We start from the raw sequence: 21,327 nt of genomic DNA, 5'->3' as shown, positions 1-21,327 counted from the left end.
TATCACAACTCGGCGCGGAGCTCAGCAAGCTTCCAGTGCGCAGGTGAAGTCGTCCAGCAGATCGTCGGTATCCTCGATGCCGACCGACACCCGTATCAGCGATTCGGCAATGCCCATCGACGCCCGGCGTTCGGCGCCCATCTCGTAGAAGATGGTGTGCGCGACCGGGATGATCAGCGTGCGCGTGTCGCCCAGGTTGGAGGCTGGAATCGCCAGCTTCAGGCGGTTCAGGAAGTCGAAGCAATCGATGCCGTCCTTCAGCTCAAAGCTCAGCAGCGAGCCGAAGCTGCGGAACAGTTCGCTGGAGATGGCGTGCTGCGGGTGCGACGCCAGGCCCGGGTAGTGGACGGCGGCCACGCGCTCGTCCGCCTCCAGCAGCGTGGCCAGCGCCAGTGCATTGGCGCTGGTGCGCTCCATGCGCAGCGCCAGCGTCTCGGCGCCGACGGCGATGTGGTGCGCCGCCTCCGGCGCCAGCGACGCGCCGAAATCGCGCAGGCCCTTGGCGCGGATCTGCGCCAGCCCCCATTGCAGCGGGGCGGCCTTCTTGTAGTTCTCGTAGATGTTCGGGAAGCGGGTCCAGTCGTAGGCGCCGGTGTCGGTCAGGCTGCCGCCCAGCGCGTTGCCGTGGCCGCCGATCGACTTGGTCAGCGCGTTGACCACCAGGCCGGCGCCGACCGACTTCGGACGGAACAGGTAAGGCGTGGTCATCGTGTTGTCGACGATGTAGAGGATGCCGCGCTGCTGGCACAGCTCGCCGATGCGCTTGAGGTCCGCCACTTGCGTGCGCGGGTTGGCGATGGTCTCGACGAACACCACGCGGGTCTGCTCGGTGATGGCGGCGGCGACGTTGGCGACATCGGTGGCGTCGACAAACGACACGGCCACGCCCTGCGCCATGGTGGTCTGCCACAGGCTGTTGGTGTTACCGAACAGGAAAGACGACGACACCACATGGTCGCCGGCGCGCAGCAGCGACTGGAACACGGCGCCGATCGCGCCCATGCCGGTGGCGAAGCAGATCGTGCCGACGCCCTGCTCCATCTGGTTGACCTTGTCCTCCAGCGCGGAGATGGTCGGGTTGCCCTGGCGGCCGTAGCGGAAGCCCGGCTCCTTGCCCTGGAACACCGACGCCAGCTGGCGCGCGTCGGCGTAACCGAAGGCGACCGAAGTGTGGATGGGCTTGTGCAGCGAACCGTGCTCGATGCCCTTCTGGCGATCGTTGTGCAGGATGGTGGTGGTGAAGCCGTAGTTTTTCTTGTCGTTCATGTTCAAGCAGTCAAAAAAAAAGCCCGGTGCGGAATGATCCGCACCGGGCGCGACATCAGCCTTCGGCGGTCGCGAGATTCAGATTCAGTTGCGAGCGTCCAGCGTCCTCGGGGCCGGCGGCCTTCGGATGGTGGCGCGCGTACTCCAGCTTGTCCAGGTAGTCCTTGGAGATGTCGCCGGTGACGTAGACGCCGTCGAAGCACGAAGCCTCGAAGTTCTTCAGCGCCGGGTTGACGTCGGAGATGGCGCGCTTCAACGCGTCGATGTCCTGGTACACCAGGTGATCGGCGGTGATCTCGCGGCAGACTTCCTCGGTGCTGCGGCCGTAGGCGATCAGCTCGTCGCGGGTAGGCATGTCGATGCCGTACACGTTGGGGAAGATCACCGGTGGCGCCGCCGAAGCGAAGATCACCTTCTTGGCGCCGGCTTCGCGCGCCATCTGCACGATCTCGCGGCTGGTGGTGCCGCGCACGATGGAGTCATCCACCAGCAGCACGACCTTGTCCTTGAACTCGGAAGCGATGGCGTTGAGCTTCTGGCGCACCGACTTCTTGCGCGCGGCCTGGCCCGGCATGATGAAGGTGCGGCCGATGTAGCGGTTCTTGATGAAGCCTTCGCGATATTCCACGTTCAGCGCCAGCGCCAGCTGGATCGCGGCGGGACGCGACGAATCCGGAATCGGCATGACGACGTCGATCTCGCCATCCTTGAACTCGCGCTTGATCTTCTCGGCCAGGTACTCGCCCATTTTCAGGCGGGTGGCGTAGACGGAGGCGCCGTCGATGACGGAATCCGGACGCGCCAGGTAGACGAACTCGAACACGCAAGGGTTGAGCGAAGGATTGTCGGCGCACTGGCGCGAATGCAGCTGCTTGTCGGCGTCGATGAACACGGCCTCGCCCGGCGCGATGTCGCGCACGAAGCGGAAGCCCATGCCTTCCAGCGCCACGGACTCGGAAGCGATCAGGTACTCGGCGCCCTGCTCGGTTTCGTTGATGCCCAGGCACAGCGGACGGATGCCGAACGGATCGCGGAAGGCCAGCAGGCCGACGCCGGCGATCTGCGCCACGGCAGCGTAGCCGCCGCGCACGCGGCGGTGCAGCACGGTCACGGCTTCAAAGATGGTGTCGGCGTCGATCGAGATGCCGGTGGTGGCTTTCTGGATTTCATGGGCCAGCACGTTCAGCAACACTTCCGAATCGGAATCGGTGTTGATGTGACGGCGGTCGTTCTGGAACATTTCTTTCTTGAGCTGTTCCCAGTTGGTCAGGTTGCCGTTGTGCGCCAAGGTGATGCCGAACGGGGCGTTGACGTAGAACGGCTGCGCTTCTTCCTCGCTCGACGAGCCGGCGGTTGGATAGCGGCAGTGACCGATGCCGGAATTGCCTTGCAGCGTACGCATGTTGCGGGTACGGAAAACGTCACGCACCAGGCCGTTGGCCTTGTGCATGGCGAACATGCTGCTGTGATTGGTCGCGATACCTGCCGCATCCTGGCCGCGGTGCTGCAGCAGCAGCAATGCGTCATACAGCAGTTGATTGACAGGTTGATGGGATACGACGCCGACGATGCCACACATGATGTTGCTCCTGGACTTGGTGCTACAGATTTAAAGAATTCAAAAATTCACATGCTGCGCCATGGCAGCGGGAAGAAAGGCTTTCACCATATGCGCTCCGGTCTCCGCTAACGGACTCAATAGCGCATCCTTCCAGAATGCTTGTTGCGGTATCGACGTCATCCCACACAGGATGACACCGGCCAGCACAATTACAAGGCCGCGACCGAAGCCGAACACCATGCCCAGCGCGCGGTCGACCAGACTGAGGCCGCCGGCATCGAGCAAGGCGCCCAGCGCCATGGCCAGCAGGCCCGTCAAAATCTTCACACCGATAAACAGTGCGATAAAGGCAAGGATCAGGCGCAGCACCTCGCCCGGCACCACCGGCGGCAACATAGTCGCCAGCACGGCGGCGTAGGCATTGGCGACCACGAAGGCCACCACCCAGCCCGCCAGCGACAGCACTTCCTTCACCAGGCCGCGCATCATGCTGATGATGACCGACGCGACCAATACAAAAATCACCAGATAATCGAATATCGTCACGTCGGGCGCCTGCTGGGTCAGACGGTTTCGAGACGGCCGCTCAGGCCCATGGCGCTCAGCTTGGCCCGCACTTTTTCAGCTTCATCCTTGTTGGTGAACGGTCCCACGCGCACGCGGGTGATGTCACCGGACGGCGTCTTTTGCGTGAAGGAGCTGATGCCCGCCTTTTTCAATTTTTCGCGCAGCTCGTCGACCTTGCCCTGGTCGCTCAGCGCGGCCACCTGCAATACGAATTTTTGACCGGTTTCGGCAGCGGCGGCCGGCTTGGCGGCGGACTTGCCTTCCAGGATGGCCAGCGCGCGGGCGTCTTCCGAGGTCGCGGCCGGCTTGGCGCTGTCGGCCTGCTTGGTGGCCTTGGCTTCGGCCAGCTTGCGTTCGGCATCCGCCTTGGCCTTGGCTTCGGCTTTCACTTCGGCCTGCTTGCGCTCGATTTCCAGCTTGTAGTCGGCGTCCTGGCGGGCCTTGGCTTCGTTGTCCGCCTTGAGTTTGGCGACGGTTTCTGCCTTGGCTTTGGCTTCGGCCTTCAGTTCGGCGTCGCGCTTGGCGGTATCGACCTTGACGGGCGCCACCACCAGCGGCGCGGCCGGCGCAACGGCGGGCTTGGCCGGCTTGACGTCGTCGACGATTTCTTCCCGGCTGTCCAGGGCGGCGCTCTGCGCTACCGGCGCGGCTGCGGCAGCTGCAGCTGGCGCGGCCTCGGCCGGCTTGTCCTTGGCGGGAATCTTGATTTCAATATCGGACGCCAGCGGCTTCGGTTCGGAATCGAGCACCATCGGCAAGCCGATGGCGACGCCCAGCGCCAGCGCGATGGCGCCAACCAGGCGGCGGCGCGCGCGTTTCTTTTCCGGCAACACCGGGTCGTCCGCTTCGCGGTCTTTGCTGCGGCGGGAATTGGCGGAACCATCCGCCGACGAGGCGCGCTTGGAGCGTGCGCGCTCCGTCGCGGCCTGGTCATCTGCGCTGGTGTAATAGCCGCTGTCCTGGCCAGCCGACTCTTGCTTGTTTTTACCGAGTTTCGAGAACAAGCCCATGCGTGATTTCAGTCCTGTGCGTTCAATGGAATGCGGATTTTCGTGCCGCCATGACGCCGGCGACCGTGAGGAAAGATCCAAAGACCACAATTCTATCATTCTCCCCGGCTCGGCTGATCGCATTTGCATAGGCCTCAGCCGGATCGTCGAAGATATTGATGGTGCGCTCGGCTTTTTCTTCCTGCACGATCTGCACCTTGGCCGCCAGTTCCGAGGCGCTGGCCGCGCGCGGCGACGGCAGGTTGGTCAGGCACCAGTGGTCCACGTGCTCGGACATGGCGGCGATCACGCCGTCGATATCCTTGTCGTGCATGGAGCCGAACACGGCGTAGGTGTACGGGTGGAAGCCCATATTGCCAAGGTTCTGGTTCAGCGCCGAGGCCGCGTGCGGATTGTGCGCCACGTCCAGGATCACCGTCGGGCGGCCAGGCAGCACCTGGAAGCGGCCCGGCAGTTCCACCGTCACCAGGCCGGTGCGCACTTCCTGCGCGCCGACCGGCAGTTCCATCTTCAGCGCTTCCAGCGCGGCCAGCACGGCGGCGGCGTTGAGGATCTGGTTGGCGCCGCGCAGGCTGGGATAGGCCAGCGAATTGCGGCGTTGCGAGCGGCCGCCGTAGTTCCATTGCTGCTTGTCGCCGGAATAGTTGAAATCGCGGCCCATCAGCCACAGGTCGGCACCGATGGCGTTGGCGTGGTCGATCAGCGATTGCGGCGGCACCGGGTCCGAGCAGATCGCGGTCTTGCCGGAGCGGAAAATGCCGGCCTTCTCGAAACCGATCGCCTCGCGCGTGTCGCCCAAATAGTCGGTATGGTCGATATCGACGCTGGTGACGATGGCGACGTCGGCATCGACGATGTTGACCGCATCCAGGCGGCCGCCCAGGCCCACTTCCAGGATCGCGACGTCCATGCCGGCTCCCGCCAGCAGGTGCATGATGGCCAGCGTGGTGAATTCGAAATACGTCAGCGGCGTATCGCCGCGCACCGCCTCGACCGCGTTGAAGGCGGCCACCAGCACTTCATCGCTGGCCAGCTCGCCGTTGATGCGGGCGCGCTCGTTGAAGTCCAGGAAGTGCGGCTTGATGTACAGGCCGACCTTGTAGCCGGCGCGCATCAGCACCGATTCCAGCATGGCGCAGGTCGAACCCTTGCCGTTGGTGCCTGCCACCATGATGACCGGGCAGCTGAAGTTCAGTTGCAGGCGTTCCTTGACGGCAAGTACACGGTCCAGGCCCATGTTGATGACGGTTTCGGCGTGGCGCGACTCAAGCAGCGCAAGCCAGGCAGGCAAAGTAGTTGGGAGATTCGGCATGATGGGGGCTCAGAAATGAAAAACGGCGCGCAGGCCGGCATGATAGCCGATTGCGCGCCGTAGCGTGAGGGAGTGACTAGGCGGTTGCTTCAAAATGAGCGCAGCAAGGCGCGGCGGCGAAGACAGTGCGTTAGCACGGCGAGACGGCTGCGCCGCGAGGCGCAGCGAAAACGCCGCTGCGGTCTTTTTGAAGCGACCGCTTTAGGCCAGCACTTCGACCGCTTGATTTTGCAGCAGTGCCATCAGACGGGCGATTTCTTCGCGCATCTTGCGGCGGTCGACGATCATGTCGACGGCGCCCTTGGTGACCAGGAACTCGGCGCGCTGGAAGCCTTCCGGCAGTTTCTCGCGCACGGTGTTTTCGATCACGCGCGGGCCGGCGAAGCCGATCAGCGCTTTCGGCTCGGCGATGACGACGTCGCCCATGAAGGCGAACGAAGCGGACACGCCGCCCATGGTCGGATCGGTCAGCACGCTGATGAACGGCAGCTTCTTGTCGGACAGCTTGGTCAGCATGGCGGTGGTCTTGGCCATCTGCATCAGCGACAGCAGGCCCTCTTGCATGCGGGCGCCGCCGGTGGCGGTGATGCAGATGAACGGTACTTTCTGTTCCAGCGCCACTTGCGCGCCGCGCACGAAGCGCTCGCCGACCACGGAGCCCATCGAGCCGCCCATGAATTCGAATTCGAAGCAGGCCACCACGCACGGCAGGCTCATGATGGCGCCGCCCATGACGATCAGCGCATCGGTCTCGCCGGTGGCTTCCATTGCTTGCTTGAGGCGGTCGGGGTATTTCTTGCTGTCTTTGAACTTCAGCGTATCGACCGGCAGGGTGTCCATGCCGATTTCATAGCGGCCGCCGGCGTCGAACAGGCTGTCGAGGCGTTCACGGGCGCGGATGCGCATGTGATGGTCGCATTTAGGGCAAACGTGCAGGTTCGATTCCAGATCGGTGCGGTACAGCACGGCTTCGCAGGACGGGCATTTGACCCACAGGCCCTCGGGCATGGTCTTGCGTGCGGCAGCGTCGGAACGCTGGATACGTGGGGGCAGCAGTTTTTCCAACCAACTCATAAATTCTCCTTGCAGCTAACTTGTGGCGGAAGTGTAGCCGTTTCTCGCCCCCCTGTCGAACTTTGCTGTACAACAATTTTTAAACTTCGTCATGGAATTGACGGGTTTTTAGAGGTAAACCACTAGCGGAATCACGCCTGCGCCGCATTTTCCGCCGAGGCAAAAAAGGCGGCGCATTTGAGGGAGATCAGGCGTCGAGCGCGTTTCTGATGCCAGAAACGAAAGATTGCACGGCTGCCACGGCGCCGTCTTTGCCGGCGTTTTCGATCTCCTGGATGATGCGGCTGCCGATGACGACCGCGTCCGCCACCTCGGCCACGGCGCGCGCGGTGGCGCCGTCGCGGATGCCGAAGCCTACGCCGATCGGCAACTGCACGTGCTTGCGGATCGCCGTCAGACGCTCCGCCACTTCCACCGTGTCGATATTGCCGGCGCCCGTCACGCCCTTCAGCGAGACGTAGTAGCTGAAGCCGCCACCAACCTTGGCCACCTGCGCGATGCGGGCTTCGGTCGAGGTCGGCGCCAGCAGGAAGATCAGGTCCAGCTCGGCGGCGCGCATGGCGGCCGCGAACTCTTCACACTCTTCCGGCGGGTAGTCGACCACGATGGCGCCGTCCGCCCCCACCTCCTTGGACTTGGCGATGAAGGTGGCCGCGCCGATGCGCTCGATCGGATTGGCATAGCCCATCAGCACCACCGGCGTGCTCTGGTTGGTCTTGCGGAACTCCGCCACGTAGCCAAACACGTCGTGAATGCCGACGCCGTGGGCCAGCGCCCGCTCGCAGGCGCGCTGGATCACCGGGCCTTCGGCCATCGGATCGGAAAACGGCACGCCGAGTTCCAGGATGTCGGCGCCGCCCGCCACCATGGCGTGCATCAGCGGCACCGTCAGTTCCGGCGCCGGATCGCCGGCGGTGATGAAGGTGACGAGCGCGGTTTTGTTGTGCGCCTTCAGGGCGCTGAAAGTTGCTGCGATTTTGGACATGTCGTTTTCCTTAGTTGAAGTTCAAACCCATACGTTCTGCAACCGTATGCATGTCCTTGTCGCCCCGACCCGACAGGTTGGCCAAAATAATTTGATCTTTAGGCAAGGTTGCCGCCAGCTTGGCCGCGTACGCCAGCGCGTGCGACGATTCCAGCGCCGGGATGATGCCTTCGATATGACAACAGTCGTGGAAGGCCTGCAGCGCCTCCTCGTCCGTGATCGACACGTATTCCGCCCGGCCAATGTCCTTCAGGTAGGCGTGCTCCGGCCCCACGCCCGGATAGTCGAGGCCGGCCGAGACCGAATGCGTCTCGATGATCTGGCCGTTCTGGTCTTGCAGCAGATAAGTGCGATTGCCGTGCAGCACGCCCGGATAACCCTTGGTCAGCGAAGCGGCATGCTTGTCGCCGTCCAGCCCCTCCCCCGCCGCCTCGACGCCGATCAGGCGCACCTGTTTCTGGTCGATATACGGATAGAAGATGCCCATGGCATTGGAACCGCCGCCGATGCAGGCGACCACGCAATCCGGCTGGCGGCCGGTCATTTCCGGCATCTGCACCAGGCACTCCTCGCCGATCACCGACTGGAAGTCGCGCACCAGCATCGGATAAGGATGCGGGCCGGCCACGGTGCCGATGATGTAGAAGGTGTTCTCAATGTTGGTGACCCAGTCGCGCATCGCTTCGTTGAGCGCGTCCTTCAAGGTCTTGGAACCGGACTCCACCGGCACCACGGTCGCGCCAAGCAGCTTCATGCGGTAGACGTTCTGCGCCTGGCGCTTGACGTCCTCGCTGCCCATGTAGACCACGCACTCCAGCCCGAAACGGGCGCAGATGGTGGCCGTGGCGACGCCGTGCTGGCCGGCGCCGGTCTCGGCGATGATGCGCGGCTTGCCCATGCGCTTGGCCAGCAAGGCCTGGCCGATGACGTTGTTGATCTTGTGGGCGCCGGTGTGGTTCAGGTCTTCGCGCTTGAAATAGATCTGCGCGCCGCCGGCCAGCTCGGACCAGCGCTTGGCGTAGTAGATCGGCGACGGCCGGCCGACAAAGTGCTTGAGCTCGTAACGGAACTCGTCCAGGAACTCGGGATCTTTGCTGTAGCGCTCGTAGGCTTCGTTGAGCTCGGCCAGTGCGTAGGTCAGCGTTTCGGCGACGAAGGCGCCGCCGTAGGGGCCGAAATGGCCTTTGGTATCGGGAAGGTTGTAGTCTTTAGCGTGGAACAACGGCTTCGCTGGGGCGTTCATCATGATGGGTTTCGCTTTCATTCATGGTATCTCCGGCCCGCACCGCCGCGACAAAGTCGGCGATCTTGCGGGCATCCTTGATCCCCTTGGACGCTTCGACACCACTGCTGATGTCGACGGCGTAGGGGCGTACACCGACCACCGCGTCAGTCGCGTTGTGTACGCTCAAGCCACCACTTAAAACGACCCGAGGCGCGAGATCTTTTGGAATGAGAGACCAATCAAAACCCTTTCCTGCACCGCCATAGGCATCCACATAGGTATCCAGCAACAGGCTGGTGAACAAGGGACTGGCGGCGCGGCATAGCTGTTCGTATTCTAGCAAATCGGACGGAAGTGTGTCGGGTTTGACGCGGAACACGCGCATGAACTGTCGCCCGGCCGCCGCGGCGATGGCGGCGGACTGCTCCACCGTTTCGTCGCCGTGCAGCTGGATCAGCGAGATCGGCGCCACTTTGCAGGTGGCCGCCACTTCTTCCGGCGAGGCGTTGACGAACAGGCCGGTGCAGGTGATGAACGGCGGCACGGCGCGGATCAGCTCGGCGGCCTGCCCGGGCGTCACGTAGCGCGGACTCTTCGGGTAGAACACGAAGCCGATCGCATCGGCGCCGGCCGCCACCACGGCTTGCACATCTTCCAGGCGGGTCAAACCGCAAATCTTGATACGCGTGCGTGCCATGTTCATCCTTTAAAACCAGGGCAAGGCGCTGGTGGTCTCCAGCGGCAATTCCCATTTGGGGTCGTAGTCGATTTTGGCCAGGTACAGGCCGTCCGGCATGAAGGTCGGCGCGGCGGCGTGGCGGTCCTTGGTTTCCAGCAGCTGGCCCAGCCATTCCGGCTTTTCGCGCCCGGTGCCAATATAAACCAGCGAACCGACCAGGTTGCGCACCATATGGTGCAGGAAGGCGTTGGCGGTGATGGTGAACACCACCAGCTCGCCGTGGCGCTTGATCTGGATGTCGTGCATCAGCTTGACCGGCGACTTGGCCTGGCATTGCGCGGCGCGGAAGGCGGTGAAGTCGTGCCAGCCCAGCAGCGGCGGGATGGCCTGTTGCATCAGCTCCACGTCCAGCGGACGGAAGCAAAAGCCGGCGCGCCCTTCCAGCAGCGGCGAACGGGTCGGATTGTTGTACAGCACGTAGTGATAGGTGCGGGCGCGGGCGCTGAAGCGGGCGTGGAAGAAGTCGTTGACGCTCGGGTCGCCATCGAGCTGCTTGGCCCAGCGCACCGCGATCGACGGCGGCAGGAAGGCGTTGACGCCGCGCACCCAGGAATGCGTATCGCGCACCAGCTCGGTGTCGAAGTGGACCACTTGTTCGAGGGCGTGCACGCCGGTGTCGGTGCGGCCGGCGCAGGTGGTGGCCAGCGGCACCCTGGCGAATTTCTCCAGCGCCTGTTCCAGCTTATCCTGGACCGTGTGGCCGTCCGCCTGTTTCTGGTAGCCGTTCCACGCGGTTCCGTCGTACTGGACGCCGATTGCTATCCGTTTCAATTGCTGCCCGATGTAATGTCAGAGTCAGCCATTATATACGGAGCAGCATTACCCCAATTGGGCGCGCATGGCGTTGGCCTTGGCGATCTGGTCGTCGCTGCCGCCGCGCAGCACTTCGTCCAGCAGTTCGCGCGCGCCTTCCTTGTCGCCGATCTCCTGATAGGCGATCGCCAGGTCCAGCTTGGTATCCATTTCCATGTGGTGCGCCGACAGCGTGTCGTCGCGCGCGTGGGATGGCGCGGCGTCGGCCGCGGCCGGCGCGCCGGCGCCGCCCAGCGCGGTATCGAGGTCGAGGTCGATGCCGGACAGGTCGAACTCCTGCGCGGCCGGAGCCGGCGCAGGAGTGACTTCTTCCGCGCCTTGCAGCGCGTCGGCGAAGTCGCCGGCGTCGAACTCGGCAGCAGGCGCCGGGGCAGGCGCGGGCACGGGCACGGGCACGGCCGGCAGTTCCGGAATCTCAAAATTCATCAAGTCGAGGTCCAGCGGGTCGGTGCTGGCCGATGGCAATCCTGGCGCCACCGTTTCGGCCGGCAGGTCCAGGCCGAAGTCCATGCTCAGGTCTTCCGCCGGCGCGGGTGCGGGCTCTGGCGCAGGCGCCGGAGCGGCCGGTGCGTCGAAGGCCAGGTTGAAGGCGTCTTCCGGCGAGGCTTCCGGTGCGGCCGCAGGGGCCGGCGTTGGTGCGGCGGCCGGCTCGAAACTCAGGCCGCCCAGGTCGAAGTCCATCAGGTTGTCGGTTTCCGCCGCCACCGAAGCCGGCGACACAGAGGCATCGGCCGCCTGCGGCAAGGCGGTATCCATCTCGCTGCCGAAGTCCATCAGATTGCTGTTGCTGTCGCTGGCGGCAGGCGGGGCGTCGAAGCCCAGGTCCAGGTCGAGGCCGCCTGCGGCCGGCTGCGGAGCCGGCGCCGGAGCGCTGAAGTCGTTGCTGAAATCCGATGCGCTGAACGCGGCGGCGCCGGCAGCGACACCGGCGGCGGCCACGGCCGGCGCGGCGGCGAACATGCCGGCGCCGTCGGCGGCTGCAACGCCGCCTTCGGTGTACAGCGGATTGCCTGCGTCCAGCGCGCGGCCCATGGCGGCGGCTTGTGCCCATTCATCGCCCTGGCCGCGCGTCATCGAATACAGCTCGGACGCCTGGCTCTCGAACGCGCGTGCGTCCTTGCGGGTGACGTAGATTTCCAGCAGCTTCAGGCGCACCGCGTGGCGCTCCGGATGGCTGCGCAGCGCCTCTTTCAGGATTTCTTCCGCCTGGGCGTCGCGGCCGTAGGCGATGTAGACGTCGGCCTCCGCCACCGGATCGACCTCATTGGTGTCGAGCTGGCTGGCCGATGGCGCGAAGTTGGAATTGAACACGCTGTTGTTGGTGTCGACGCTCTGGCCGCCGGCTTCGGCGATCAGCGCCTGCGACGGGATCGCGGTGTCGCCCAGGATGCTGGTCTCGTCCTTCGGCATTTCGAACTTCTTGCGGCGGCGCGAGGCGATCACCGCACCGACGCCCGCCAGCAGGGCCGCCGCGGCCAGGCCGACGTACTGCAGGTTGTCCATCATCGTTTCGAACAAGCTAGGCTCGGCCAAATGCTTGGGCGGCACCACCAGCGTACGCTTGGGCTTGGCCGGCACGGACGCCTCCACCTGAGCCGAAGCCGACACAGGCGCGGAAGCCACCGCCGAAGCCGATGGTTTCGCGCTGTCCGCGCCAGCCTTGTTCTTCACCGCCATCAGGTTTTCCAGGTCGTGGACGTTCTTCTCCAGTTCCTTGGTGCGGGCGGCGGCCTCGTCCAGCTCCTTCTGGTGGGCGATCTTGTCTTCCACCGCCATGCCGGTCTTGCCCGCGACCGGCGCGCCGGAGGTGGTTTTCGACAGGGTCAGCTTGTCCTTGGCGGCGTTGACTGCGTTCGGCTTTTCTTCCACCTTGGCGGTGATCTTGCCCGACACGTTCTGGCTGGTGTCCGCTTCCTTGGCCGGGGTGCTGTTGGCCACCTGCCCGGCCAGCTTGGCGCGGTAGGCGTTGAAATCGGCCGCATGCGCCACCACCACGCCGCGCGCTTCGCCTTCCGGCGCGGTGTTGCGGATGGTGTCGGCGTCCGGCACGGCCAGGATCTGGCCCGACTTCAGGCGGTTCATATTGTTGCCGGAGAAGGCTTCCGGATTGGCGCGGTACAGCGCCACCAGCATCATGTCCAGCGAGACGTCGACCGGCTTGACCTGGTTGGCGATGCGGGTCAGGTTGTCGCCGGATTTGACCGTGTATTCACTGGCGGCCTGCTTGGCCGGCGCGGCGGGCTGACGCACCGGCGCCGGCGTGCTCTGCGCCACCGGCGCCGCTGCCGGCGCTGCCGCGACAGGCGCGGCCGGTGCGGCGTTGCGGCCCAGGTCGACCGGCGCGGCCACTTGCGGCGATTGCGTCGCGCGCATGTCGGCCGGGTCCAGCAGGAAGGTGTATTCGCGGACCATGCGGCCGCCGGTCCAGTTCAGTTCCAGCAGCATGTCGACGAAGGGCTCGTTGACCGGCTGGCTGGACGATATGCGTATCAGCTGGCGGCCGTTGCGCTGTTCGATTTCGAAGCGCAGCGACAGCAAGGTCGGATTGAAATCGATATTGGCGGTGCGGAAGGCTTCGGCCGGCGCCAGCTTGGCGACCAGCGCGCCGGCTTCGTCCGCCGAGACCGCGGTCAATTCGATCTCCGCCCGCAGCGGCTGCCCCAGCGACGATAAGACCGTCAGCTTGCCGAGCCCGGCGGCGTTGGCGGAGGCCGCCACTAACACCGCACTGGCGACAGCCCCGGTGAGTGTCTTCAACGCGAAGGAAACAATGCTGGAGCGAGTTGGTACGTGCATAGTGGGCGGCATCAGGTTGTCAGAGGGAAAATGTTACTTTCCCAGATATACCAACATATCATCATGCTCCAGAGCATGCAAGCTTTGCACGATGTTTCTCTAGTGATACATGAGGATGTGTAACGTCTATGCCTACTTTAAACCAAAAAAAGGAGTTTTCCCTATGAGAGCTCATAGAGAAAACCCCTTCTGCTTTAACAATTGCACAGCGTGAACGGTGGTGGGGTCTGACCCCGTACGGGGTCAGACCCCCGCATTGCTTTGCGGGTTACTTGTCCAGCACGATGCGCAGCATGCGGCGCAGCGGTTCGGCCGCGCCCCACAGCAGCTGGTCGCCGACGGTGAAGGCCGACAGGTAGTCGTCGCCCATGCTCATCTTGCGCAGGCGGCCGACCGGGATCGTCAGGCTGCCGGTGGCGGCGGCCGGCGACAGGTCCTTGACCGACGCTTCACGGGTGTTCGGCACCACTTTGACCCACTGGTTGTTGGCGGCGATGATGTCGTGGATCTCGTCGATCGGCACGTCTTTCTTCAGCTTGATGGTCAGCGCCTGCGAGTGGCTGCGCATGGCGCCGATGCGTACGCACAGGCCGTCGACCGGAATCGCTTTCGAACCGAAGTCCGCGCCCAGGCCCAGGATCTTGTTGGTCTCGGCGCCGCCCTTCCATTCTTCCTTCGACTGGCCGTTGCCCAGATCCTTGTCGATCCACGGGATCAGGTTGCCGGCTAGCGGCGCGCCGAACTGCTTGGTTTCCTCTGCGCTCAGGCCGTGCTGGGTGGCCAGCACCTGGCGGTCGATTTCCAGGATGGCGGAGGCCGGATTGTCCAGCAGCGCCTTGACCGACGAGTTGATGGTGCCGAACTGGGTCAGCAGCTCGCGCATGTGCTGGGCACCGCCGCCCGATGCCGCCTGGTAGGTCATGGAGGTCATCCACTCGACCAGGTTGTGCTGGAACAGGCCGCCCAGGCCCATCAGCATGCACGACACGGTGCAGTTGCCGCCGATGTAGTTCTTCACGCCCTTGCCCAGCGCGTCCTTGATGACGTGCAGGTTGACCGGGTCCAGCACGATGACGGCGTCCTTCTCCATGCGCAGCGTGGAGGCGGCGTCGATCCAGTAGCCGTTCCAGCCGGCCGCGCGCAGTTTAGGGAACACTTCGGTGGTGTAGTCGCCGCCCTGGCACGAGATGATGATCTCGCACTTTTTCAGTTCGTCGATGTCGGTCGCGCTTTTCAGTTTGGTTTCATTCTTCGCCATCGCCGGCGCGTCGCCGCCCGGGTTCGAGGTGGTGAAAAACACCGGTTCGATGTGGGCGAAATCGCCCTCTTCCTGCATGCGCTGCATCAGGACCGAACCAACCATGCCACGCCAACCTACCAAGCCTACGAGTTTCATTTTACTCTTCCTTGTCTTAAATATTTATACCGTTTATACCGTTTACGCCAGCGCCTTGACCACCGCGTTGCCCATCTCTTCCGTGCCCACCTTGGTGGTGCCGGCTTCGTAGATGTCGGCGGTGCGCAGGCCTTGCGACAGCACGTGCTTGACGGCGTTCTCGATACGGTCGGCCTGTTCGGCCTTGTTCAGCGAGTAGCGCAGCATCATCGCGGCCGACAGGATCGTCGCCAGCGGATTGGCGATGCCCTTGCCGGCGATGTCGGGCGCGGAACCGTGCGACGGCTCGTACAGGCCCTTGTTGTTGGCATCCAGCGAGGCCGACGGCAGCATGCCGATCGAACCGGTCAGCATGGCCGCCTGGTCGGACAGGATGTCGCCAAACATATTGCCGGTGACGATGACGTCGAACTTCTTCGGCGCGCGCACCAGCTGCATCGCGGCGTTGTCGACGTACATGTGCTCGAGCGCGACGTCAGGGTATTCCTTGTGGACGTCGGTGACGATGTCTTTCCAGAACTGGAAGGTCTCCAGCACGTTGGCCTTGTCGACGCTGGTCAGGCGCTTGCCTCGCTTTTGCGCCGCCTGGAACGCCACGTGGGCGATGCGGCGGATTTCGCCTTCGGCATAGCGCATGGTGTCGAACCCTTCGCGCTGGCCTTTGAACGGGCCGTCCGGGCACTCGCGCACGCCGCGCGGCTGGCCGAAGTAGATGTCGCCGGTCAGTTCGCGGATGATCAGGATGTCCAGGCCGGACACCACTTCAGGCTTCAAGGTCGAAGCGTTGGCCAGGTCCGGATACAGGATGGCCGGACGCAGGTTGGCGAACAGGCCGAGCTGCTTGCGCAGGCCGAGGATCGCCTGCTCCGGACGCAGCGGACGATCCAGCGTGTCGTACTGGTAGTCGCCGACGGCGCCGAACAGCACCGCGTCGGCCGCCTTGGCCAGCGCCAGCGTGCCTTCCGGCAATGGATGGCCGTGGGCCGCGTAGCCGGCGCCGCCGACCGGCGCGCTTTCCAGCTCAAATTTTTCGCCCAGTACGTTGAGGACTTTGACGGCTTGCGCAATGATTTCCGGGCCGATACCGTCGCCCGGGAGGATAGCGATTTTCATGGTTACTTTTCGAGATTAGATGACGTTGGCCAACCAAGGTTGGGTTGCCAGATGGCGCTCTTCGAAGCCGCGGATAGCGTCGGCGTGACGCAGCGTCAGGCCGATATCGTCGAGCCCGTTCATCAGGCAGTATTTGCGGAAGGCGTCGATCTCGAAGGGATAGGAGACGCTGCCATTGCTGGTGGAGATGCGCTGCTGCTCAAGGTCGACCACCAGACGGTAACCGGGGAAGGCCTTGACTTCATTGAACAGATGGTCGATCTGCGTTTCGGATAAAACGATGGGCAGCAAGCCGCTTTTGTAGCAGTTGTTGAAGAAGATGTCGGCGAACGACGGCGCGACGATCGCGCGGAAGCCGTACTGGTCCAGCGCCCACGGCGCGTGCTCGCGCGAGGAGCCGCAGCCGAAGTTCTTGCGGGTCAGCAGGATCGAGGCGCCCTGGTAGCGCGCTTCATTGAGCACGAAGTCCGGGTTCAGCGGACGCTTGCTGTTGTCCTGGCCCGGTTCGCCGTGGTCCAGGTAGCGCCATTCGTCGAACAGGTTCGGGCCGAAGCCGGTGCGATGAATCGACTTCAAAAATTGCTTCGGAATGATGGCGTCGGTGTCGACATTGGCGCGGTCCAGCGGGGCCACCAGTCCTTCGTAGATCGTAAATTTATCCATGATTCTCGTTCGGGTTGTGCGACGGCGGACCGTCGCGGCCCGCCGTGCTGCGGTTTATTTTTTGGTCGAAGCGCCTTCCAGCGACTCACCGACTTTTTTGACGTCCTTGCCGAAGCCGTTGACGGTGTTGCAGCCGGTCAGGATCAGCGCGATGATGGACAGGGCGAATAGTTTTTTCATGATGAGGATTTCTCGTTATGGTTCAATCAAATCAACGCAAGGCTCAGCGTAAAGCGCGTACGTCGACAAAGTGACCGGCGATACCGGCTGCCGCCGCCATTGCGGGAGACACCAGATGGGTGCGTCCGCCCTGGCCTTGGCGTCCTTCAAAATTGCGGTTCGAGGTCGAGGCGCAGCGCTCGCCCGGTTCCAGGCGGTCGGCGTTCATCGCCAGGCACATCGAGCAGCCCGGGTCGCGCCATTCGAAGCCGGCGTCCTTGAAGATGCGGTCCAGGCCTTCCTTCTCGGCCTGGTCCTTGACCAGGCCGGAGCCCGGCACCACCATCGCCAGCTTGACGTTGGAGGCGCGGTGCTTGCCGCGCACCACTTCGGCGGCGGCGCGCAAATCCTCGATGCGCGAGTTGGTGCAGGAGCCGATGAAGACCTTGTCGATGCGGATGTCCTCGATCGCCGTGTTCGGCTTGAGGTTCATGTAGACCAGCGCCTTTTCCATGGCGTCGCGCTTGACGCTGTCCTTTTCCTGGTCCGGATCCGGCACCCGGCCGTCGATCGAGGTCACCATTTCCGGCGACGTGCCCCAGGTCACCTGCGGCTTGATCTCGGCGGCGTTGAGCGTGACCACCAGGTCGAATTTGGCGCCGGCGTCGCTGTGCAGCGTGCGCCAGTAGTCGACCGCGCGGTCCCAGTGCGGACCGGCCGGCGAGAACGGCCGGCCCTTGACGTAGTTGATGGTGACGTCGTCGACGCCGATGATGCCGGCGCGCGCGCCCGCTTCGATCGCCATGTTACAGACCGTCATCCGGCCTTCCATCGACAGCGCGCGGATGGTCGAACCGCCGAACTCGATACAGTAGCCGGTGCCGCCGGCGGTGCCGATCTTGCCGATGATGGCCAGCACCACGTCCTTGGCGGTGACGCCGAGCGGCAGCGCGCCGTCGACCTGCACCAGCATGGCCTTGGATTTCTTTTGCAGCAGCGTCTGCGTGGCCAGCACGTGCTCGACTTCCGAGGTGCCGATGCCGTGCGCCAGCGCGCCGAAGGCGCCGTGGGTCGAGGTGTGCGAGTCGCCGCAGACCACGGTCATGCCCGGCAGGGTCGCGCCCTGCTCCGGCCCGATCACGTGGACGATGCCCTGGCGCTTGTCGTTCATGTTGAAGTAGGTCAGGCCGTAGGACTTGGCGTTCTTGTCCAGCGTTTCCACCTGCAGGCGCGAGACCGGGTCGGCGATGCCGTCGGCGCGGCCGGTGGTCGGCACGTTGTGGTCGGCTACCGCCAGGTTGGCGGACACGCGCCACGGCGCGCGGCCGGCGGCGCGCAGGCCGTCGAATGCCTGCGGGCTGGTGACTTCGTGCACCAGGTGGCGGTCGATGTACAGGATCGTGGTGCCGTCTTCTTCGGCCTTGACCACGTGGGATTCCCAGAGTTTGTCGTAAAGCGTCTTCATCATAATTTATGAGTACTCATTGTAAGTACCGCTGCTGCCTGTGTGAGTGATCCACTTCGATTATGCCATATTGTGCAATGCGGTAGCGGCCGCCGCTGGCCGGCCTCGTGAGCCGATGCAGTTCCGCCTACCGATACACTTTTTATGACTCCTTTTGCAAAATTCGGTGTTGAAACAAAACTGCGAATAAAAAAAAGCCTGCGTGGACGCAGGCTTTTGGTCTATCTGGCCCTGTCCTCAGACTAGGCCGCCATGCGTACACTACCTCGACATCCGTCCATTAGGAACGATAGGCCCACCACTAGCACCAGTTCGCCTTCGGCCGAACGCGCGGTGCCGGTAATACCTTCGACACTAATCGCGGTCATCGGTTTAATCACCAGGTCGGCAGTACCGTCGACCGCTTCCACCGCCAGAATGTACGGCTGTGGTGCAGCGACAACAATACCCACCTTCTCGCGGCAGCTCTCGTAGCCCAGCGAATCGGCCAGCGAACGGACCGGCAACGGACGGCCCTGGTCTTTCAGCACCGGCGCGCCGCCCACTTCCATGAACACTTCCGGCAGCTCGACCACGCGCTGCACCACGGCCATCGGCAGCGCCAGCGCGGCGCCCGAGGTCGAGACCAGCATGGTCGGCACGATCGACAGCTCGATCGGCAGGCGGATGGCGAACTTGGTGCCCTTGCCCAGCGCCGATTCGATGTGGATGGCGCCGCGGTTCTTCTCCACGGCGGTCTTCACCACGTCCATGCCGACGCCGCGGCCGGACACGCTGGAAGCGACTTCCTTGGTCGAGAAACCCGGCAAGAATACCAGCTGGAAGCATTCGTCGTTGGTCAGCTGCACCGATTCCGAGATCAGGCCTTTTTGCTGGGCCTTGGTGCGCAGCACCACCGGATCCATGCCTTTGCCGTCGTCCTGAAGCACAATCATAACGCTATTTGCTTCTTGCCATGCTTTGAGCGAAATATAGGCCTTGGCCGGCTTGCCCGCCGCCAGCCGGTCTTCCGGCGATTCGACGCCGTGGTCCAGCGAATTGCGCAGCATGTGCACCAGCGGATCGTACAGGCTGTCCACCACCACGCGGTCGACTTCGGTCTCCGCGCCTTCGATGGTCAGCTCGACGTCCTTGCCCAGGTCTTTCGCCAGTTCGCGCACCAGGCGCGGGAACTTCTGGAACAGGCGGCCGACCGGCTGCATCCGGGTCGCCAGCGTGGCGCGCTGCAGCTCGGTGGAGTAGCGCGAGGCGCGTTCAAGCGTTTCCGCCAGCGTCGCCATCAGGGTCTGGGCCTGGCCCTCGAATTTGAATTGCAGCAGGCGCTCCAGCAGCACGGCGGCCTGGTTGGCGGCCTGCACCGATTCGCCGGCCACTTCCAGCAGCGCGTCCAGCTTGACGGCATCGACCCGGATCGATTCTTCCTTGGCCGGCGCGGCGTGCGGACGCTCCTCGCGTTTTTCGGCGGCTTCGCGCTTGGCGGGGCTGGAGGTGGGACCGGCGGCGTGCACGGCGGCGACGACGGCGGCCAGTTCGGCGGCCGGCAACGGCGCCGACGGCGCCGGCGCCACTGCGGCCGGAGCCGCTGCCGCGGGTTTGGTGTAGCTACCGGCAGGCATCACGGCTTCGTACATGCCTTCCCAGTCCAGGCCGTCCGGCGACGGCGCCGAGACCGGTGCGGCGGCCGGGGCAGCTACTGCGGCAGCGGCAGCCGGGGCTGGCGCGGGCGCGGCGGCCTTGGCCGGAGCCGCGGTGGTCTTGCCTTCGATGGCGTCGGTCAGGATGATTTCCAGATCCTTGGGCATGGCCGGCAGGCTGTCCGGTTCGGCGCCGTTGTTCAGTTCGGCCAGCTGGTCGGCCACGAAGCCCGACGCCTGCAGCGCCGCCTCGATCGCGATCGGCGTCACCGGCGCGGCGCCGGTGCGCAGCGCGTCGAACAAGTTCTCGGTCAAGTGACATGCCGCCACCATCGCCGGCAGGCCCATGAAACCGGCGCCGCCCTTGATGGTGTGGAAGGAGCGGAACACCGCGTTCAATGTTTCTTTATTGTCCGGGTCGCGTTCGAGCCGCAGCAGATGCTCTTCAACGTTGACCGCAAGATCCATCGCCTCGACGACGAAATCCTTGAGCATATCGTCCATTAGAATCCCAGGTCAGCAAGCAGGTCGTCGACATTGTCCTGGTTCAGCGCTACGGCTGGAGCCGAAGGGCCGGACATCAGGGACACTTCTTTTTGCGCGATTTTCTCGCGTACCGCCGGTGGTGCATTGTCGCGCAGCAGTTCTGCCAGTTCGTGCTCCACCGTCTTGGTGATGGTCACGACTTTCTTGATCAGTTGGCCGGTGATGTCCTGGAAATCCTGGGCCATCATGATTTCCAGCAGGCGGGCTTTTTCCGCTTCGGTGGCCACCGACACCGCCGCGGCAAACGCTTGCGAGTCGCCGGCCAGTTGCTTGAACTGGTCCAGGCTCAGCTTGCCTGCGAACAGGTCGGCCCAGCGGTTTTCCATTTCCTTGGATTTCTTCGACAGCACGTCCTGCTCCGGCATGCCTTCGTCCAGGGTGTTGAGCACCTTGTTGGCGGCTTGTTCGGTCAGGGTGGCGACGTATTCGAGGCGGTCCTGGGCGTCGTTGATCTGCGACGACGCCTCGGTCAGCGCCTTGTCGTAGCCCAGTTCGCGCAGCGAATCGTGCAGCAGGCGCACGATGCCGCCCAGGCGTTCGAACATCGGCTTGTCTTCGCCGTCGGCGCCGGCTTCGGCCGGCGCTGCGGCCGGCGCGGCGGCCACAGGCGCCGGGGCGGGAGCGGCAGGCGCTGCATCCGCCGGCCGGGCCGACGACACTTCGTCGAACAGGCTTTCCAGGTCATCCTCGGCGGGAGCAGGCGCTGGAGCAGGCGCTGCCGTCTTGCTCTGAGCAGACACTTCATCAAATAGTGCGTCGAAATCGTCAGCGGCGTTGGTCATAATCCCTGCTTCTCCATAATTTGTAAAATTGCTGCTCTAAACTTGCATGCTTGTGATGACGCTCGGCAATATAACGCTCTTACCCGAGTGTAGCAGGGCGCAGCCAGATTATTCAATCCCAGAGTAGGGTCGCCTGCCCTGCGCTCCGGGTCCAAGCCAAGTTTCGTTGTATTTGGAGATACTAACATTGGTTAGATAGACAAAACACGCCTTGAGACACA

At 63.9% G+C, this 21,327-nt stretch carries 18 protein-coding genes; all 18 read right to left on the bottom strand.

Translation table 11 applies throughout. The features are described 5' to 3' along the window. Window positions 1-21 precede the first annotated feature (21 nt). The 18 genes from RUGAMON1_RS26310 to RUGAMON1_RS26225 all read right to left on the bottom strand — a co-directional run bounded on the left by RUGAMON1_RS26310 (window position 22) and on the right by RUGAMON1_RS26225 (window position 21,106). The gene (locus tag RUGAMON1_RS26310; protein WP_445233303.1) at window positions 22-1,266 is read right to left on the bottom strand and encodes a cystathionine gamma-synthase family protein; all 1,245 of its coding nucleotides are present in this window, start codon (window positions 1,264-1,266) and stop codon (window positions 22-24) included. 55 nt (window positions 1,267-1,321) lie between these two features. Next, the gene (purF, locus tag RUGAMON1_RS26305) at window positions 1,322-2,845 is read right to left on the bottom strand and encodes an amidophosphoribosyltransferase (RefSeq protein ID WP_070272682.1); all 1,524 of its coding nucleotides are present in this window, start codon (window positions 2,843-2,845) and stop codon (window positions 1,322-1,324) included. Window positions 2,846-2,884: 39 nt separating this feature from the next. Beyond that, a complete protein-coding gene (locus tag RUGAMON1_RS26300; RefSeq protein ID WP_445233302.1) occupies window positions 2,885-3,373 on the bottom strand; it encodes a CvpA family protein in 489 nt (162 codons plus the stop codon). 17 nt (window positions 3,374-3,390) lie between these two features. Beyond that, window positions 3,391-4,404 carry an SPOR domain-containing protein gene (locus RUGAMON1_RS26295; protein WP_445233301.1) on the bottom strand — a complete coding sequence of 338 codons (1,014 nt, stop codon included), beginning with the start codon at window positions 4,402-4,404 and terminating at the stop codon, window positions 3,391-3,393. 22 nt (window positions 4,405-4,426) lie between these two features. Beyond that, window positions 4,427-5,716, bottom strand: coding sequence for a bifunctional tetrahydrofolate synthase/dihydrofolate synthase (folC, locus tag RUGAMON1_RS26290; RefSeq protein WP_445233300.1), 1,290 nt, complete (start codon window positions 5,714-5,716; stop codon window positions 4,427-4,429). A gap of 201 nt (window positions 5,717-5,917) precedes the next feature. Further along, a complete protein-coding gene (gene accD, locus RUGAMON1_RS26285) occupies window positions 5,918-6,790 on the bottom strand; it encodes an acetyl-CoA carboxylase, carboxyltransferase subunit beta (protein ID WP_116990177.1) in 873 nt (290 codons plus the stop codon). Between the two features lie 187 nt (window positions 6,791-6,977). Next, a complete protein-coding gene (gene trpA / locus RUGAMON1_RS26280) occupies window positions 6,978-7,775 on the bottom strand; it encodes a tryptophan synthase subunit alpha (RefSeq protein ID WP_445233299.1) in 798 nt (265 codons plus the stop codon). Between the two features lie 10 nt (window positions 7,776-7,785). Then, window positions 7,786-9,039, bottom strand: coding sequence for a tryptophan synthase subunit beta (gene trpB / locus RUGAMON1_RS26275; protein ID WP_445233298.1), 1,254 nt, complete (start codon window positions 9,037-9,039; stop codon window positions 7,786-7,788). Further along, entirely contained in the window at window positions 8,984-9,697 is a 714-nt protein-coding gene (locus RUGAMON1_RS26270) for a phosphoribosylanthranilate isomerase (RefSeq protein ID WP_445233297.1), read from the bottom strand. Before RUGAMON1_RS26270 ends, trpB begins: the two co-directional genes overlap by 56 nt. A gap of 9 nt (window positions 9,698-9,706) precedes the next feature. After that, window positions 9,707-10,510, bottom strand: a complete 804-nt coding sequence (gene truA, locus RUGAMON1_RS26265) for a tRNA pseudouridine(38-40) synthase TruA (protein WP_445233296.1) — start codon at window positions 10,508-10,510, stop codon at window positions 9,707-9,709. Between the two features lie 48 nt (window positions 10,511-10,558). Next, complete coding sequence (locus RUGAMON1_RS26260; RefSeq protein ID WP_445233295.1) at window positions 10,559-13,348, bottom strand: motility hub landmark protein FimV; 2,790 nt, start codon at window positions 13,346-13,348, stop codon at window positions 10,559-10,561. A gap of 268 nt (window positions 13,349-13,616) precedes the next feature. Next, on the bottom strand, window positions 13,617-14,744 hold the full coding sequence (gene asd / locus RUGAMON1_RS26255) for an aspartate-semialdehyde dehydrogenase (protein WP_117014891.1): 1,128 nt from the start codon (window positions 14,742-14,744) through the stop codon (window positions 13,617-13,619). Window positions 14,745-14,786: 42 nt separating this feature from the next. Next, complete coding sequence (gene leuB, locus RUGAMON1_RS26250) at window positions 14,787-15,857, bottom strand: 3-isopropylmalate dehydrogenase (RefSeq protein ID WP_445233294.1); 1,071 nt, start codon at window positions 15,855-15,857, stop codon at window positions 14,787-14,789. A 15-nt stretch (window positions 15,858-15,872) separates the two neighbouring features. Next, window positions 15,873-16,520 (bottom strand): 3-isopropylmalate dehydratase small subunit, encoded by a 648-nt coding sequence (gene leuD, locus RUGAMON1_RS26245; protein ID WP_445233293.1) that lies wholly within the window; start codon window positions 16,518-16,520, stop codon window positions 15,873-15,875. A 54-nt stretch (window positions 16,521-16,574) separates the two neighbouring features. After that, window positions 16,575-16,700 carry an entericidin A/B family lipoprotein gene (locus RUGAMON1_RS26240; RefSeq protein ID WP_008450980.1) on the bottom strand — a complete coding sequence of 42 codons (126 nt, stop codon included), beginning with the start codon at window positions 16,698-16,700 and terminating at the stop codon, window positions 16,575-16,577. Between the two features lie 43 nt (window positions 16,701-16,743). After that, the gene (gene leuC, locus RUGAMON1_RS26235; RefSeq protein ID WP_445233292.1) at window positions 16,744-18,147 is read right to left on the bottom strand and encodes a 3-isopropylmalate dehydratase large subunit; all 1,404 of its coding nucleotides are present in this window, start codon (window positions 18,145-18,147) and stop codon (window positions 16,744-16,746) included. A gap of 239 nt (window positions 18,148-18,386) precedes the next feature. Continuing rightward, window positions 18,387-20,282, bottom strand: a complete 1,896-nt coding sequence (locus tag RUGAMON1_RS26230; protein ID WP_445233291.1) for a chemotaxis protein CheA — start codon at window positions 20,280-20,282, stop codon at window positions 18,387-18,389. After that, a complete protein-coding gene (locus tag RUGAMON1_RS26225; RefSeq protein ID WP_445233290.1) occupies window positions 20,282-21,106 on the bottom strand; it encodes a protein phosphatase CheZ in 825 nt (274 codons plus the stop codon). Before RUGAMON1_RS26225 ends, RUGAMON1_RS26230 begins: the two co-directional genes overlap by 1 nt. Window positions 21,107-21,327: the final 221 nt, after the last annotated feature.

The sequence above is a fragment of the Duganella rhizosphaerae genome (assembly GCF_040364205.1).
Classification (GTDB): domain Bacteria; phylum Pseudomonadota; class Gammaproteobacteria; order Burkholderiales; family Burkholderiaceae_D; genus Rugamonas; species Rugamonas rhizosphaerae.
Note: the sequence above shows the minus strand (reverse complement) of the source record. Positions and strands in the feature narration are given on the sequence as shown.

Bases quoted from the DNA above. Each gene is read 5' to 3' on its own strand.
- folC (WP_445233300.1), bottom strand. From the start codon at position 5,716: ATGCCGAATCTCCCAACTACTTTGCCTGCCTGGCTTGCGCTGCTTGAG.
- RUGAMON1_RS26260 (WP_445233295.1), bottom strand. From the start codon at position 13,348: ATGCACGTACCAACTCGCTCCAGCATTGTTTCCTTCGCGTTGAAGACA.
- trpB (WP_445233298.1), bottom strand. From the start codon at position 9,039: ATGAAAGCGAAACCCATCATGATGAACGCCCCAGCGAAGCCGTTGTTC.
- trpA (WP_445233299.1), bottom strand. From the start codon at position 7,775: ATGTCCAAAATCGCAGCAACTTTCAGCGCCCTGAAGGCGCACAACAAA.
- leuD (WP_445233293.1), bottom strand. From the start codon at position 16,520: ATGGATAAATTTACGATCTACGAAGGACTGGTGGCCCCGCTGGACCGC.
- leuC (WP_445233292.1), bottom strand. From the start codon at position 18,147: ATGATGAAGACGCTTTACGACAAACTCTGGGAATCCCACGTGGTCAAG.
- accD (WP_116990177.1), bottom strand. From the start codon at position 6,790: ATGAGTTGGTTGGAAAAACTGCTGCCCCCACGTATCCAGCGTTCCGAC.
- RUGAMON1_RS26240 (WP_008450980.1), bottom strand. From the start codon at position 16,700: ATGAAAAAACTATTCGCCCTGTCCATCATCGCGCTGATCCTGACCGGC.
- RUGAMON1_RS26310 (WP_445233303.1), bottom strand. From the start codon at position 1,266: ATGAACGACAAGAAAAACTACGGCTTCACCACCACCATCCTGCACAAC.
- RUGAMON1_RS26295 (WP_445233301.1), bottom strand. From the start codon at position 4,404: ATGGGCTTGTTCTCGAAACTCGGTAAAAACAAGCAAGAGTCGGCTGGC.
- purF (WP_070272682.1), bottom strand. From the start codon at position 2,845: ATGTGTGGCATCGTCGGCGTCGTATCCCATCAACCTGTCAATCAACTG.
- leuB (WP_445233294.1), bottom strand. From the start codon at position 15,857: ATGAAAATCGCTATCCTCCCGGGCGACGGTATCGGCCCGGAAATCATT.
- RUGAMON1_RS26230 (WP_445233291.1), bottom strand. From the start codon at position 20,282: ATGGACGATATGCTCAAGGATTTCGTCGTCGAGGCGATGGATCTTGCG.
- RUGAMON1_RS26270 (WP_445233297.1), bottom strand. From the start codon at position 9,697: ATGGCACGCACGCGTATCAAGATTTGCGGTTTGACCCGCCTGGAAGAT.
- asd (WP_117014891.1), bottom strand. From the start codon at position 14,744: ATGAAACTCGTAGGCTTGGTAGGTTGGCGTGGCATGGTTGGTTCGGTC.
- RUGAMON1_RS26225 (WP_445233290.1), bottom strand. From the start codon at position 21,106: ATGACCAACGCCGCTGACGATTTCGACGCACTATTTGATGAAGTGTCT.